The sequence below is a fragment of the Pseudomonas sp. RIT-PI-q genome (assembly GCF_001297125.1).
GTDB lineage: Bacteria > Pseudomonadota > Gammaproteobacteria > Pseudomonadales > Pseudomonadaceae > Aquipseudomonas.
The window spans coordinates 151,696-166,342 of sequence record NZ_LHPC01000034.1; the positions used below are offsets into that span (position 1 = coordinate 151,696).

Here is a 14,647-nt window from a genome sequence, read left to right on the forward strand (position 1 = left end):
GTGACATGACGGATCGAATTGATCGTTTCAAGGCGCGACGCCAGTTGCAGGCACAGCTACGTGACCAGCCTGTACTCGTTGCCCTTCCAACACCTGCTGACGCTTTAGCCATGCTGCAACAACCAATCGACACCCAGCGAGTCGACTTGGTATTCAGTGCGCTTTCAGTAGATCTGGATACGAAGGTTAGTGATGCGCAGGTTGATGCAGCACTGCAGGATTTTACCAAGTCGCTCAACACAGAGCGCTTTGATCAGTTGATTCGGGACAGTCGCCGCGAGGTGCTCCAGGCAGTAGTGGTTCCGTTTGGCCTAGGTAAGGTTCTGTCTGCCTATGACAAGGTGGGTGGCAACGTAGATACCATCCACAATGCCCGCAAAGAGATTTACGCAACCGACGAGGCGCGGGACAACTACGCGAAGGTTCCACCGATTAGTAAGGCTCTTCGGAGTACATTTGATCGCGACTCGCGTTACACCGATAAGAACCGTGTAGACACTACTAATCAGGCAGCGGCGGATCTTAAAGACACCTACACAGGTAAGACCTTTGGGCCAAAACAACTCGACAAACGCAACCTTGATCATACGATTTCAGCGGCTGAGATTCACCGGGATCGAGGTCGAGATCTCGCAGGCCTTGAAGCCATACCTCTAGCGAACAGCACCTCTAATTTGAACCCTACGAAGGAGCGCTTCAACCAATCAAAAGGCGATCAGAAGGTAGAAGTTCTGGTTAAGCGCCTGCAGAAAGAAAGCCCTGCTCGACGAGAGCGGATAGCCGAACTTCAATCCAAACCCGAGTCAGAGCGGACAATCAAAGAGCGGAACGAGCTCAAGCTCAGTCTGGAGAAGCAAACCATTGCTGACCATCCAGAGCTGATCCTGGCCAAAGACAAGGCCGCTCGTACCGAGTACGAAGCAAAACTTCACGACGCCTATTACAAGAGTGAAAAATTCAAAAAGAATGTGATTGATACCAGCGTGAAGGAAGGCGGAAAAATGGCCTTCCAGCAAGCGTTCGGCCTCATGCTAGTTGAGTTTTTCGCAGCCACTTTTGACGAGCTTCAGGATTCCTATCGCAATGGTGCTGCGCATGATCGCTGGTGGCCAGAACTGCGTTCACGTATGGAGCGTGTGGCGTCGCGAGTGGGTAGCAAATGGAAGGAAGCTCTAGCGGCCGGAGGGGCGGGATTCGTCGCCGGCGTACTATCGAATCTGATCACCGTTTTTCTGAATACCCTCATGACAACCAGTAAGCGGGTCATTCGCATGTTCCGTGAAGGTTTCATGTCACTGCTGCGTGCACTCAAAACACTTGCGATGCCGCCGAAAGGAATGACCTTCAGAGAAGGGGCTCATGAAGCGTTAAAGGTTATTTGTGCCGGCGCAGTGGTCATTGGTGGCGTTGCACTGGAGGAGTTCATTGAGAAGTTTATATTGACCATCCCAGGGCTAGGGCTTATTGGCTCTGTCGTTTCTGCGGTCATCATCGGCGCGTTGACTGGTATCACGAGCGTCTTCGTCGTGTACCTGATCGACCGGCTGGATCCTCTTGGCGTTAATCGCAGTCACGAATTGAAAGCTCTGCACAAGCATTTGGATGTGGAATTGGAAGCGGTCATGGGCCGTAACGACAGCTTGCTGCTCAGTCTTGAGTCTACGCTTGAGTGTTAGGTTTCGGACTTTGCTCAGCCCCGAGCCGAAGACCGAGATTTGAAAGTGAAATCCGCCGAAGTCACCTTGCGTGACTTAGGCGGGCAGTCATTGGTATCGACTGTGGCCAACATGTTTCATGACCATGCCTTAGAGAAAATGGCATTCGTTGCGTTGAGATTACTCGTACAACTGCAGCCAGAAACAAAGGGGCGGGGCCTGCTTATTCCCAATAATTGGGATGGCTACCGAGACTAAATATTTTTGTTCAGACACCAGGCTACGACGACGATCACAGTTGACCCCGTCAATACTGGCGTGACCAGAAAGCAAACAGAGGCGCCAGCGGCGACTCAGGAATCCCGAAAGTGCCTGGTCGGCTTCCAATGTATTCCAATGCGGCAGGGTTCAGAGATCGATTGCCCAAACTGTAGGGTTCGGTGTTACGAGTCCAGAGTCCTCCATGCTGTATAGGCAGTATCCTCCTAGATCACCCCAGCCGGCTCCGTAGCTGTTTTTGATGATCCAGTAACCCCCATCATTGTCGTAGCCAACGATAGTCATGGCATGGAGGGCTGGTACATTTTTAGATGTGATTCTGTAGACATTATGGCCATAACGTTCTCTGAAGTCTGAGTACGTCGTCATTTGGCAAATCACAGGGCCTCTCAAAACGATTTCCTGCTTAACCTCCTCGATCGTTGCAAAGCTGAACACTACTGGAAACAGTGGAATGTCCAGAGAAGAGGTATTTAATTTGCGATGCGGTGTAGGCCGCTTCGGCGACTGTTGCTCTGGCCGATCGCTCTAGTGAGCGCCTTATAATCTTGTGAAGTTCGGGTCGAACGGCCCGGAAGGGGATAGGGGATGCTCACCATCTTTATGCGGTCAAGACGGACTCAAGCGTTTCGCTTACTAGTCACGGGGAAATTGGGGCGGATTATTTTTCTACTCCAAACAACCGCTTTTGGCCGATTTTTGCCCGTCACGATAAGCAAAAAACGCCCATTGCAGTTAATCCAGCTGAGGCGATGAGTTGGATGGTGTGTACCAGTGAACTCTGGAAGTGACATTAACGTATTTTGCTTCTGAGGCGTGAAGGGGGTGTCGAATGTGCCCAGTGCTATCGAAACCCAATCGGAACATTCGCCTTGAGAGCGAGACCAGAACAAAGTCGAACCACACAGCGCGCAGAACTCGCGTAACACCGATTCTGAAGAAGAATACGCAGTGATGTGGCCAGCGCCGTTGAGTATCCGTAGTGCGCCACGAGGCACGCTACCATAAGAAGCGAATGCTGCACCGTGGCCTTTGCGGCATTGATTACAGTGACAATGACTCACTGCTTTTGGCGTAGTCAGTAGCTCATAACATATTGCTGTTCAAAGGCGGCTTCTCTGGTAGATCTCTGTGCGTTCGTCCATCGTAAATCCACAAAAGGGGGGGCATGGTTGTCGCCGTTTTTAGCGTCGCGCAGACAGCTGTTGCGGCGCCAAAAATGCATCGTGGAAATAGTTACGAAACGCCTGCATCGCCGGGCTGAATTCGCGCTCGCGATGCCACGCCAGTCCGACACTCATCGGCGTCACCTTGTCAATGACTGTCAGGGTTTCGATGCGTTTTCCTTCCAGTGACCAGGGGCGGTGCACCAAGTCCGAGAGAATTGCCACGCCGCTGCCATTGGCGACCATGCTGCGTACCGCTTCGACTGAACTGGTGCGCACCCGCACGTTTGGCTGCTGTCGCGCGTGTTCCCAATAGCGCATCGCACTTTGTTCGGCTTCGTCGACGGTCAGCAGAATGTAGGGTTCCTTCGCCACGTCGGCGAGGCTGACCGCCGAACGTTCACACAGGGGATGGTGGCTGGGCAGCCACAGCCGGCGCTCAGAGTTGAATAGAATTTCCGAGACGATGTCCGGGTGAGTGAGGTTCGCGGTGAGAACAACGGCCATGTCGAAGCGACCTTCCAGCAGGCCTTCTTCGATGGCAGTCCGTTCTTGTTCGTGGACTTCGATGGCCACGTCCGGATGCCAATGCTCAAGCCGTTGCAGATGGTGCGGCAGGAAGTAGCCGATCACCGTGTAACTCGCCGCCAAACGTAACAGGCCGCTGGCGCGTACATCCGGCAACGGGCTGTTCAACGCGTCATCGACGCTGCGCAAAATCACGTATGCCCGATTGAGAAAGTGCCGCCCGGCATCGGTCAGGCTCATGCCCTGTGCCGAGCGCTGGAACAACAGCGTGCCCAGTATCCCCTCCAGCTCCTTGATCGCGGTGGTCACTGCCGACTGGGAAATATTCAAATGAATGGCGGCTTGGGAAATCTGCCCGATCTCGGCGGTGGCGACGAAATAGCGGACTTGGCGCAAGGTCAGTGACATGGATTCTCCAGACGACGAGGTTTTCTGATTTCAGGAGGTATCTGTTTTTCAGAAGATGGCCTATCTGTTAATAGATCTTCCCAAGGGGTTGGCTGGAATTTAACGTGGCCTGCATGAAGTCACAAGCGTCAGGAGCAAGCGTCATGCAGGCAGTAGATTTCAACTCGGACATGGGCGAAGGCTTCGGTCCATGGACCATCGGCGATGGTGTCGACAATGAACTGATGGGCTTCATCAGTTCGGCCAACATCGCGACCGGTTTTCATGCCGGCGACCCCGGCACCATGCGCCGCACGGTCGAACGGGCGAAAAGCCTGGGCGTGGCTATCGGCGCGCATCCAGGGTTTCGCGATCTGGTCGGGTTCGGCCGCCGGCACATCAATGCCCCGGCCCAGGAACTGGTCGACGATATGCTTTACCAATTGGGTGCCTTACGCGAAATCGCCCGGGTTCAAGGCGTGGCACTGCAACACATCAAACCCCACGGCGCGCTGTACATGCACCTGGCCCGCGATGAGGAAGCCGCGCGTTTGCTGGTGGAAAACCTTCAGCGCCTGGAGCCCGAGTTGCTGCTCTATTGCATGCCCAACTCGGTGATCTGGCGGGTTGCCACGGAACTCGGCCAACCGGTGATCCGCGAGTTCTATGCAGACCGCGAATACGACCTCAGCGGCTCCATCGTCTTCACCCGCAACGTGCGGGCTTACGACCCGGCCCACATCGCCGAGCGAGTGCTGCGTGCTTGCCAACAAGGCTTGGTGCGCACCGTCGAGGGCGAAGACCTGGCGATTGAATTCGATTCCATCTGTTTGCACAGCGACACGCCGGGAGCCCTGGCGTTGGTCGAAGCCACGCGTCATGCACTTGATGGCGCGGGCATAGAAGTCCGAGCACCGCGCTGAGACCGAACGAAAACACCTGGGACACAACCGCCAGGGTTTGGCACCGATTCACTTTTTGCCTGCCTTTCTACAACTATTCCAAGAGGAACAGACATGGCCGAACACACTGTAATCACCCCGTTGCCGGGGACCTTCTACCGCAAAGCTACCCCGGAATCGGCAAACTTCGTCGAGGTCGGCGCGCAGGTCAGCGCCGACACGGTGATTGGCCTGATCGAGGTCATGAAGCAGTTCTCCGAACTGACCGCCGGAACGGCCGGTCGCCTCAGTGCCTTTTTGGTAGAAGACGGTGATCCGGTGGAGCCAGGTCAAGTCGTCGCAACACTCGACGGCGAGTGAGGGCGCGATCATGACTCAAACCATTCATAAGCTGCTGGTCGCCAACCGTGGCGAAATTGCCGTGCGGATTATCCGCGCCGCCAAAGAACTGGGCATTCCAACCGTTGCTGCGTGCAGTGAGGCGGACGTCGATTCCCAAGCCGCGCGCATGGCCGATGAGATCCACATTCTTGGCCCGGCCCGCGCCGATAAAAGTTATTTGAACGTCGAAGCGTTACTTGGCGCTCTGAAAGCCACGGGCGCCAACGCCGTGCATCCCGGTTACGGCTTTCTGTCAGAGAACGCCGATTTCGCCGAAGCGGTGGTGGCTGCCGGGGCCATTTTCGTCGGCCCAAGCGCGCAGACCATCCGGCGCATGGGCGATAAAGCCGAAGCACGGCGTACCGCACAAGCCGCTGGCGTGCCGGTGGTGCCAGGTTCGCCGGGTGAACTGTTCGACGTCGAGTCAGCACTCAAGGCTGCTGAGTCCGTGGGTTACCCATTGTTGATCAAAGCGTCGGCCGGTGGGGGTGGGCGCGGCATTCGTCTGGCGGAAAACGCCGAGCAACTGAGCGAAGAATTTCCCCGCTCCCAGCGCGAAGCCCAAGCGGCGTTTGGCAATGGCGCGGTGTATCTGGAGCGGTTTATCAGCCGGGCCCGGCACATTGAAGTGCAGGTATTGGGCGACGGTCAGCACGCCGTGCATTTGTTTGAGCGCGAGTGCTCGCTGCAACGTCGGCGGCAGAAAATCTTCGAAGAAGCGCCGTCGCCAGTCCTCAACCAACAGCAACGGGAAACCCTTTGCGAAAGCGCTGTGCGCCTCACCGAATCGTTGGGCTACAAGGGCGCCGGCACGCTGGAATACCTGTATGACGACGTCACTGGCGAGTTCTTCTTTATCGAGATGAATACGCGGATTCAGGTCGAGCACCCGGTCAGCGAACTGATCACCGGTATCGATCTGGTTCAGGCCATGTTGCGCATCGCTGGCGGCGAGCCGCTGGGTTTCCGGCAAAGTGACATCCGACTCAACGGCGCCGCCCTGCAAATGCGCTTGAACGCTGAAGACCCGGCGCGGGATTTCTTCCCGAGTCCAGGCCTGGTCGAGGAACTGATCTGGCCGAACGGCGAGGGCATTCGCGTCGATACGCATCTGTATCAAGGCTACCGTGTGCCGCCGTACTATGACTCGCTGCTGGCCAAACTGATTGTTCATGGTGCCGATCGCGCCGAAGCGCTGGCCCGCGCGAAAATGGCGGTAGCGAACACCACGCTCACCGGCATGGCCAACACCTTGGCGTTGCACGCTGAATTGCTCGAGCAACCGTGGCTGCACAGCGCCGATTTTCACACCGGCACCCTGGAAACCTGGCTGGCCGAGCGCAGCAGCGGAGGTGAAGCATGAGTACGCCCATCCGTTACAGCTTTGGCGCCGATGAGCATTTGTTTGCCGAAGTCAGCGACAGCATGTCTCTGGACGCGTTTTTCAAAGGTCTGGCCGTCACCCGCGCTGTGGAACGGCTGGCGCTGGATGGCGTGCTCGATATCTGCCTGGCCAACGCGTCATTCCAGATTCGTTTCGACCCGGATCGCATCGCCCCTCACACCTTGCTCGAAGCGGTGAAAATCGCCGAGGCCGGAGCCGTCGCCGAGCGCACGTTGCAGACGCGGATTATCGAGATTCCGGTGCTCTACAACGATCCCTGGACTCACGAAACCCTGATGCGCTTTCGCGATCGCCATCAAGACCCGAGCGCGACGGATCTGGAATACGCTGCCCGCATCAACGGTCTTGCTGACGTCGATGCCTTCATCGCGGCCCACAGCGGCGCGCCGTGGTTTGTCTCGATGGTCGGCTTCGTTGCCGGGCTGCCCTTCATGTTCCAGATGGTCGAGCGTGAGCGTCAGTTGCAGGTGCCCAAGTACCTGCGCCCGCGCACCGATACACCGAAATTGACCCTCGGCCACGGCGGTTGCTTTGGTTGCATTTACTCGGTGCGCGGCGCTGGCGGTTATCAGATGTTTGGCGTCACCCCCGCGCCGATCTATGACCCGCAACAGCACCTCGCGTACCTGAAAGAACACATGGTGTTTTTCCGTCCCGGCGACATCGTGCAGTTCAAACCGATGGATCGTGAAGCCTACGATCACGCGGTGGCCGAAGTGGAAGCTGGTCGCTTTGACCTGCGAATTCGGCCGGTGGAATTTTCGCTGGACGCGTTCCTCGCCGACCCCGTTGGCTATCCCAAGTCGCTGCAGGAGGTGTTGGCATGATCAAGGTTCTCAAACCCGGCCTCGCCACTTCGGTACAAGACTTGGGCCGCGAAGGGTATTACCACTTGGGTATTCCGCCGTCCGGCGCGCTTGATCAATACGCCTTGAGCGCGGCCAACCAATTGGTCGGCAACCCGGCAGGTTTGGCTGCGCTGGAATGTACGCTGCTTGGGCCTGAGTTGGAGTTTCAGCAGGATGCATTGGTGGCGGTCAGCGGCGCACACATGACGGCACGGATCGATGGCGTGGAAATGCACCATGACACCGCGTTCACCGTGAAGGCCGGCCAAGTGCTGCGCTTTGACTTTCCCAAGGCTGGGGCCCGTACTTATGTTGCAGTGGCCGGCGGCATAGATGTGCCGGTGGTGCTCGGCAGTCGCTCCACCTATGCGCTGGGCGCTCTCGGCGGTTTTCAGGGGCGACGGCTGATTGCGGGCGACGAATTGCCGGTGGGCATTGCCAGAGGCAAGAGCCGCGCCGGGGCTAGTTTGCCCATGGCATTACGGCAATCATTGGGTGGCGAAATCACCCTTCGGGTGGTGCCCGGTTTGTACTACCACCGCTTGACCGAATCGGCGGCGAAGAGCTTTTTCGCCGAGCCATGGACGGTCGGTTCGGAAGCCGACCGCATCGGCTATCGCTTTAAGGGCGGCAGTGCGCTGAGCTTTCAACCCCGGGAGCAGCCGTTCGGCGCCGGTTCTGATCCGTCGAACATTGTCGACAGTTGCTACCCGATCGGCTCGATCCAGGTGCCCGCCGGACTTGAACCCATCGTCCTACATCGTGATGCGGTGTCCGGCGGCGGCTACGCCATGATTGGCACGGTGATCAGCGCCGACCTCGATTTGATCGGCCAGATGCAACCCAACCAGAAGGCCCGCTTTGTCGCGGTAACCCTCGAAGAGGCGCTGGAAGCGCGACGTTCCTATAAGAAAAAACTCAGCTGCCTGAGCAAGCTGTTCCCTTCCTGATTCTGCTCGCCGTCTAGCGCGGGCCATGCCAAACGGTACGCCAACGCCGCATTTCGGTGCGGTGACGGCTGCTCGCGCTTCAACCTTTGACTGGTTTTGGAGTTGACGCATATGGCTGCTTTATCGCAATCGAATCAAACCGGGCAAGACCCGGCGCATCAGCCTGTTCCCACCGAAGCGCGCATGGGTCGACTGTCCCTGACCATGGCCTGGTGGGCGGTGTGCAGTGCGATGTTTTACATCGTGGTGGGTGCTTCATTGGCGTTGTCGTTCGGTGCCCGCAATGCGCTGATCGGCATGCTCCTGTCGGTGATCAGTTACGGACTGGTCAACAGCGTGCTCAGCCGCTTTGCGATTCGCAGCGGTTTGTCGGTAGCGTTGTTTTCACGGCTGTTGTTCGGCAGCACCGGGGCTTGCCTAGCGACGTTGATTTTCTTCTCGACCGCGATCTATTATGCGGTGTTCGAAGGTTCGGTGATCGCCGTCGCGCTCAATCACCTGTACCCGGAACTGATCTATCCGCTGGCGGCATTGGCGGTGGTGCTCTACAGCGTGCCTATGATCCTGGGCAGCGTGCAGCACTGGCTGGACAAGCTCAACGGCGTGTTGCTGCCGGTGTACCTGGGTGGTTTGCTGGTGGCGGTGGGGCTATCGATCAGCCGTTATGGCTACCAGCCGCAATGGCTGGATTTCGGCCCAGCAACGCCTAGTGCATTCGGCTGGTGGGATTGTTTTGTCGCCTACATGGGCGTCTGGGTGTTGATGCTGTTCACCTTCGACTACGCGCGTTTCGGCAAGCCTGAAGACGCCGAGTACCACGGTCGCTGGAACTTCGGCATGCCGTTCTACGCGGTGACATTTCTGCTCAACGGCGCGTCGGGGATTTACCTAGTCAGCAGCATTCCCCACGAAGGCGCGCTGAACGAAGTCTCGGTGGTGATGGCGATTTTGCAGTTAATGGGGCTGTGGGGACTGCTGTTTGTCTGGGCCACGCAAACTCGGATCAACACCGCCAACTATTACTTGGCGACACTGAACATGCAGGCGTTCTTTGGTCGATTTGGCCTTCGCGGTTCGTACCTGATGTGGGCAGTGGCGGTAGGGGTGATCGTCTACGGCATGATGCTCGCTGACGTGTTTGCCTACATCCTCAAGGCGTTGGCCTATCAGGGGATTTTCGTGGTGGCCTGGGTGGGCGTGGCGTTGGCGCAGATTGTCTACGGACGCAGTGACGTTGCAGCGCTCGAACGCGTGGTCGCGTTTAACCCGGTGGGCTTGACGGCCTGGTTTGGCGCTACCGCATTGGGGCTTGCATTGATGTTCTCCGGCGGCGGCCTGAGCAGCTTTTCCGCGCCATCTACCGTGATAATTGCATTTGCCTTGCAAGCAGGCTTATCCCATCGAAGCCGGTTGCGGTTGCGGTTGCGGTTACGGTTGGCAGAGTAGAGCTTTGCAGTCACTCATCCCGTACCCTGCTCAAACAAGGTAACGCGGGCAATAGGAAGCTCATTACGAATTCGCTGATGGGTTTCCAATGACTGCTTTTGGCAGATTTCTGCCTCTGAAGGTGCGCTGTTAGGGAGTAGGTCTACGTTCGATCGTAATTCCTCCATGACGGAGGTCAACGTAGTAGGCGCGTGTTAATCCCGTTCAAGCTAACGGGAGTCGAAGGACTGCACCTCCAGGATAGTACCAGCTCTATGAACTACTCCACACAGGCGGTAGTGAGGCTGCCCCGGCTCACAAGGCCCTGCCAGCTGCGAATTCACGCACAGCCAGGTGCCTTGGATGTTCAGCATTCAATGCTGAGCAAACAGCATCAGCCTCTGTCCTAACCTTGTAGACACCGTGCTTGCTAGCCGAGCCGCCCTCTACAAGGTCGACGACCCTGTACCGCTTGCTGCCATCATCCAGTGTGGTGGTTTCAATCACTCTAAATCTTGCGTGCATGGTTGCTTTCCGCGCATGACATTGGTGACCTACAACTACTGGCAAAACAAGATGATTTCAAGAACGAGACGGGGTTGAGCTAAGACAATTTATGACAGCGTTCAAAATCGTTCTGACAGATTTTATTGTTGAGATAGGACGTATAAGGGGAGGGGTACGCAAGATCCTTTGCCTAGGGGTACTAAAAAATCTCGTCATTGTTTTTCTCGGGAGTCGCTTGACGGTTATTCCGAATGGCAAAAATCTATAGACCTTGACCAACCAAGTCGGCGACATGATTTCCACATTGGAGCTTCGCCACATCAGCGAATGTGGCTGTCAACCCTCTCTTGTACCTGCACCGTCAACACCGATGGCTCACTGATGATCAAGGTGTTTGAGGCCAAATCTGGTCGTGTTGAAATTTTTGGTCACGGCAATCTCTACAGCAGATTTGAACCCCAGTTGACCCATCGCGAATCTGGTTGGCGAGCTACGCAGTGAGATGGCGTCTAGAAATACTTCATTCGCGAGCAGGGGACACCGTTGAGTGCGCATCAGCATCTACGCTGCTAAACGGAGGTCGAGGTTACGTGCGGGAGTTAACCATCGGACGCCGACTCCCTCACCTTTACCTGGTGCGACCAGTATTCCCACGTTGTACAAGGCGGTGGTCGGGGCAACTACCCTGAAAAAAGCCGATAATGGCAGTTCAACATCAAGCTTGGAGCATCCGATGTATTTACACTCGAAACGCCCCCATCTGAACTTTGGTGCGGGCTTCATCATGACTCAGCTGAATCGCGAGGGTGCCAGTTTTGATGTCACGGAATATCGGTGCGACGATCCATCGGAGGTTTTTGACCTCAAATTAGACTGCGATATTTTGGGTGTTCCGAGGGCATTGGCACCAGCCTTGGTAGCGTTGAGTATGGGATTCTCACAAGCGTCGGTCACAAAGTTTATGAGCCAGGCCGAAGTCCAGCTTGAGGATATCGATGCACTACAAATCTGGGATGACCCTGATTGGCTTATGCGAACCCCGAACGGGTCATACCTGACGGCTTTTGATCTGACGGTGCTCTTGGTTAAGGCGATGGCCGCCTGCCCAATCCGAGCCTACGTCATGGAAAAATCCTTACGATCCATCCCATTCAAGCGCACAACGATTGCCGCTCTGCTACACACTGAGAATCCAGAGCTTTGGACGAGCACTCGACTGGGTAGCAACCGACAAACCTTACTCCCGTCGTTACCTGCCAATGTGAGCGCCCCTTACAGCTTTTCGAGTGTCAATGACATTCCGAACAGCAATTGGGCTGACTTCCTGACCCGATCGGGGGTTCTGAGTCTGGATTACACGAGGAAAGTCTACGGGTTGGACTGGTTCTATGAAGCCTTGTTGCTTGAGCTGGCAAAAGCGGGGGCGGATCAGCCAAGCGCCATCCTGAGTCATCTTGAGTACCTTACTGAAGAGCAACAGGACTGCTTCATCACAGGGCTACTCAATACTGTTTTCCTTGATGAAAATGAGAACACTCCCAAGGTTCAGGCTTCAGAACTGCTTGCTTACGATGCAGAAAAACCAGCACTTTTAGTCACCCTCAAGGGGATCATGTCTGAGCTGATTCAGGATGAATGGGAGTGCCCAGTGCTCCTTGCCATCAACTATCTGCCTGAGGCCTACATTAACGACCCTGAGCTAATTGCGCACGACCCATTATTTAGCGCAATTCACGAATCGGACAGTCTACTCAAGCGGTTCTGCGATGAGTTGATGGAAATCCGGCCACAGGCATTTTGCCTACCTGACTTCGTGGCTATGTCTAAGCTGGCAAGTCTGGGGCGGTTTGCGTATGACATGACAGGAATCGATACACAGAAAGTCTTCGCCCATGTTACCGAAGGAGCCTTGTACTTCCTCGGGTCGCAGTGTGACTATTTCTGCGATTCAACCTCAAGAAAGGCGGGTGTTGACTCGCTGGTAATCGAAGGGATCAGGGATTTTACGTACTTCTTTAGAACCCAGGAAAATAAGGAGTTCGATCTGCACTTGGATTTTTCCGAGCTTACGGAGTATGAGCTGTTGATCTTGCGAATGGCTGATGTACACCACCGAAAAATGCCAACCCTCTCAGACTTTACGCGCGAGTCGTTGGAGCGATTCTGGGCTGCTTGAGGCACGTCAATTTCCTCCAATAGCGCATCCATAGACTGCGTCTGGGGGCGCTGTGGCGAGGCGCCCAACCACGGTTGGGCGCCATTTGACTCAACCAGTGTGGTGACTCTCGGCCAGGCCGTAGACGGATGTGTCGATGCCTTCGAAGCGCGCTTTTAACTGCAGCGCCAGATACAGCGAATAATGCCGTGACTGATGCAGGTTGCCACCGTGGAACCAGAGGTTTTCCTGCTGTGTTGGCTTCCACATGTTCCGCAGTTCGCCCTCGTACGGGCCAGGATCATTAGTGGTTCCAGAACCCAAGCCCCAGCAGCGGCCGACCTTGTCAGCTACTTCCTGGGAAATCAGCTTCGCCGCCCAACCATTCATTGACCCATAGCCCGTGGCGTAGACAATCAGATCTGCCGGTAGTCGGCTGCCATCGTTGAGAACGACGGTATCTGCTTCGATGCGATCGACACCCAGGCCAGGCGCACTCTTGAGCTTGATCGTGCCGTTAGCGATCAGTTCGGAGGCGCCGACGTCGATGTAGTAACCAGAACCACGGCGTACGTATTTCATGAAAAGGCCAGACTCGTCGTCACCAAAATCGAGCATGAAGCCGGCTTTGGCCAAGCGCTCATAGAAGTCTTCGTCACGTTCCTTGATCGCGTCAAAGATGGGTTGATGAAAGCTTGGCATGACCTTGTAGGGGATCGAGGCGAACAGCATGTCGGCCTTATCCGTGGTCAAGCCCGTCTCCAGGGCGTCTTCAGAGTAGAGCCCGCCGAAGACGAGATCCATTAAACTGTCTGAACGTACGATGTGGGTGCTCGAGCGTTGCACCATGGTCACCTCGGCGCCGTTCTCCACCAAGTCGGCGCAGATATCGTGAGCCGAATTGTTCGCACCGATGACCACCGCGCGCTTGCCGCTCCAGGCGTCTCCGCCGGGATGGCGGCTGGAATGATGCTGCTGGCCATTAAAAACCTCGGCACCCGGATAACTAGGAATATTGGGTACGCCAGACATGCCGGTGGCGAGGATCAACTGGGTAGGCTGTAACGTCACATGCTCGCCATTGCGCTGAACTTCAACCTTCCACGTGCCACTTTGCTCGTCAAAGCTGGCGCTCACGCATTCTGTACGCGGCCAATAATTGAGCTCCATGACTTTGGTGTACATTTCCAGCCAGTCGCCAATCTGGTCTTTTGGGGTGAACACTGGCCAGTGATCGGGGAAGGGCAGATAAGGCATGTGGTCGTACCAGACAGGGTCGTGCAGGCACAGCGACTTGTAGCGACCGCGCCACTGATCGCCAGGACGCTCGGCTTTGTCGACGATTAGAGTTGGCACGCCCATTCGCTTGAGCCGCGCAGCGAGCCCTAGCCCACCCTGGCCGCCGCCCACGATCAGGCAGTAAGGTTGGGTGGTGATACCTAGCGAAGCTTCTTCATCACGACGACGTTCTAGCCAGTTGCGTTTGTCGGCATGGGCGTGACCATGATTGGCACCCATTGGTCGACGGCGGCCCCTGGGTTCTTCAAAGCCTTTAAGTTCGCGCATGGTCGTCAGCAGCGTCCAGCACAGGCCCTCCTTTAGACGCACGTAGCCTTTACCTCGCGCCGCATTGGTTTCCAGGCTGATCCAACCTTCGAGCACACCGTTATTCAGTGTCGCCTCACCTTCCAGCTTCCATCGCTCAGGACGAGTTTGGTCGAGGCGTGTTTCGAGCATGTCGCGGATGGCGGGCTTGCCTTCCAAGGTCACTAAGTTCCAGCTGAAAAGTAGCAGGTCACGCCAGTGACACTCTTCGGCAAACAATTCCAACGCGCCGTCTAAATCAGGTTGGACGAGACGCTCGCTGAGGTTTTCGACCCAAGCCGCGAGCTGAGCAGTTGGCGTGTGCAGAGGTGTTTCAACAGCGATATTCATGGGGCTTCTCCGATCTTGTTGTTTTTGTACAACTTGCCCCAGAGCAAGGCTCGGGCCACCTTCGCGAAAGCCCCATTGCAGAGCTGCTGCTGCAGTAGTGGTCAAGGTTGGATTTGGAGATGTG

11 protein-coding genes and 1 pseudogene are annotated in these 14,647 nt (G+C 56.2%); 8 read left to right on the plus strand and 4 right to left on the minus strand.

Annotated features, from left to right (window positions below):
* Nucleotides 1-5 precede the first annotated feature (5 nt).
* On the plus strand, nucleotides 6-1,676 hold the full coding sequence (locus AEQ67_RS18245) for a hypothetical protein (RefSeq protein ID WP_059405232.1): 1,671 nt from the start codon (nucleotides 6-8) through the stop codon (nucleotides 1,674-1,676).
* A gap of 387 nt (nucleotides 1,677-2,063) precedes the next feature.
* On the opposite strand, the gene AEQ67_RS36745 is transcribed toward AEQ67_RS18245, so the two are convergent.
* The 3 genes and pseudogenes from AEQ67_RS36745 to AEQ67_RS18250 form a co-directional block, all read right to left on the minus strand.
* Nucleotides 2,064-2,372 (minus strand): C1 family peptidase, encoded by a 309-nt coding sequence (locus tag AEQ67_RS36745; RefSeq protein WP_161807474.1) that lies wholly within the window; start codon nucleotides 2,370-2,372, stop codon nucleotides 2,064-2,066.
* A 297-nt stretch (nucleotides 2,373-2,669) separates the two neighbouring features.
* A pseudogene (locus AEQ67_RS33930) lies at nucleotides 2,670-3,031 on the minus strand (GFA family protein).
* A gap of 87 nt (nucleotides 3,032-3,118) precedes the next feature.
* Nucleotides 3,119-4,036 carry a LysR family transcriptional regulator gene (locus tag AEQ67_RS18250; RefSeq protein ID WP_059405233.1) on the minus strand — a complete coding sequence of 306 codons (918 nt, stop codon included), beginning with the start codon at nucleotides 4,034-4,036 and terminating at the stop codon, nucleotides 3,119-3,121.
* 143 nt (nucleotides 4,037-4,179) lie between these two features.
* On the opposite strand from AEQ67_RS18250, the gene AEQ67_RS18255 reads away from it, so the two are divergent.
* The 7 genes from AEQ67_RS18255 to AEQ67_RS18285 all read left to right on the plus strand — a co-directional run bounded on the left by AEQ67_RS18255 (nucleotide 4,180) and on the right by AEQ67_RS18285 (nucleotide 12,609).
* Nucleotides 4,180-4,938 (plus strand): 5-oxoprolinase subunit PxpA, encoded by a 759-nt coding sequence (locus tag AEQ67_RS18255; protein WP_059405234.1) that lies wholly within the window; start codon nucleotides 4,180-4,182, stop codon nucleotides 4,936-4,938.
* Nucleotides 4,939-5,031: 93 nt separating this feature from the next.
* Entirely contained in the window at nucleotides 5,032-5,277 is a 246-nt protein-coding gene (locus tag AEQ67_RS18260) for an acetyl-CoA carboxylase (protein WP_059405235.1), read from the plus strand.
* A 10-nt stretch (nucleotides 5,278-5,287) separates the two neighbouring features.
* Nucleotides 5,288-6,661 carry an acetyl-CoA carboxylase biotin carboxylase subunit gene (locus tag AEQ67_RS18265; protein WP_059405236.1) on the plus strand — a complete coding sequence of 458 codons (1,374 nt, stop codon included), beginning with the start codon at nucleotides 5,288-5,290 and terminating at the stop codon, nucleotides 6,659-6,661.
* Nucleotides 6,658-7,530, plus strand: a complete 873-nt coding sequence (locus AEQ67_RS18270) for a 5-oxoprolinase subunit B family protein (protein WP_059405237.1) — start codon at nucleotides 6,658-6,660, stop codon at nucleotides 7,528-7,530. The genes AEQ67_RS18265 and AEQ67_RS18270 overlap by 4 nt, the downstream gene beginning before the upstream one ends.
* On the plus strand, nucleotides 7,527-8,501 hold the full coding sequence (locus AEQ67_RS18275; protein WP_059405238.1) for a biotin-dependent carboxyltransferase family protein: 975 nt from the start codon (nucleotides 7,527-7,529) through the stop codon (nucleotides 8,499-8,501). The genes AEQ67_RS18270 and AEQ67_RS18275 overlap by 4 nt, the downstream gene beginning before the upstream one ends.
* Nucleotides 8,502-8,612: 111 nt before the next feature.
* Nucleotides 8,613-9,947 (plus strand): purine-cytosine permease family protein, encoded by a 1,335-nt coding sequence (locus AEQ67_RS18280; protein ID WP_059405239.1) that lies wholly within the window; start codon nucleotides 8,613-8,615, stop codon nucleotides 9,945-9,947.
* 1,033 nt (nucleotides 9,948-10,980) lie between these two features.
* Nucleotides 10,981-12,609 carry a hypothetical protein gene (locus tag AEQ67_RS18285; protein WP_152974867.1) on the plus strand — a complete coding sequence of 543 codons (1,629 nt, stop codon included), beginning with the start codon at nucleotides 10,981-10,983 and terminating at the stop codon, nucleotides 12,607-12,609.
* Nucleotides 12,610-12,699: 90 nt separating this feature from the next.
* On the opposite strand, the gene AEQ67_RS18290 is transcribed toward AEQ67_RS18285, so the two are convergent.
* A complete protein-coding gene (locus AEQ67_RS18290; protein WP_082377880.1) occupies nucleotides 12,700-14,523 on the minus strand; it encodes an NAD(P)/FAD-dependent oxidoreductase in 1,824 nt (607 codons plus the stop codon).
* Between the last annotated feature and the right edge of the window lie 124 nt (nucleotides 14,524-14,647).

Excerpts from the sequence above, each read along its gene's own strand:
- AEQ67_RS18255 (WP_059405234.1), top strand. The coding sequence starts at position 4,180 with ATGCAGGCAGTAGATTTCAACTCGGACATGGGCGAAGGCTTCGGTCCA.
- AEQ67_RS18280 (WP_059405239.1), top strand. The coding sequence starts at position 8,613 with ATGGCTGCTTTATCGCAATCGAATCAAACCGGGCAAGACCCGGCGCAT.
- AEQ67_RS18245 (WP_059405232.1), top strand. The coding sequence starts at position 6 with ATGACGGATCGAATTGATCGTTTCAAGGCGCGACGCCAGTTGCAGGCA.
- AEQ67_RS18290 (WP_082377880.1), bottom strand. The coding sequence starts at position 14,523 with ATGAATATCGCTGTTGAAACACCTCTGCACACGCCAACTGCTCAGCTC.
- AEQ67_RS18260 (WP_059405235.1), top strand. The coding sequence starts at position 5,032 with ATGGCCGAACACACTGTAATCACCCCGTTGCCGGGGACCTTCTACCGC.
- AEQ67_RS18250 (WP_059405233.1), bottom strand. The coding sequence starts at position 4,036 with ATGTCACTGACCTTGCGCCAAGTCCGCTATTTCGTCGCCACCGCCGAG.
- AEQ67_RS18275 (WP_059405238.1), top strand. The coding sequence starts at position 7,527 with ATGATCAAGGTTCTCAAACCCGGCCTCGCCACTTCGGTACAAGACTTG.
- AEQ67_RS18270 (WP_059405237.1), top strand. The coding sequence starts at position 6,658 with ATGAGTACGCCCATCCGTTACAGCTTTGGCGCCGATGAGCATTTGTTT.
- AEQ67_RS18265 (WP_059405236.1), top strand. The coding sequence starts at position 5,288 with ATGACTCAAACCATTCATAAGCTGCTGGTCGCCAACCGTGGCGAAATT.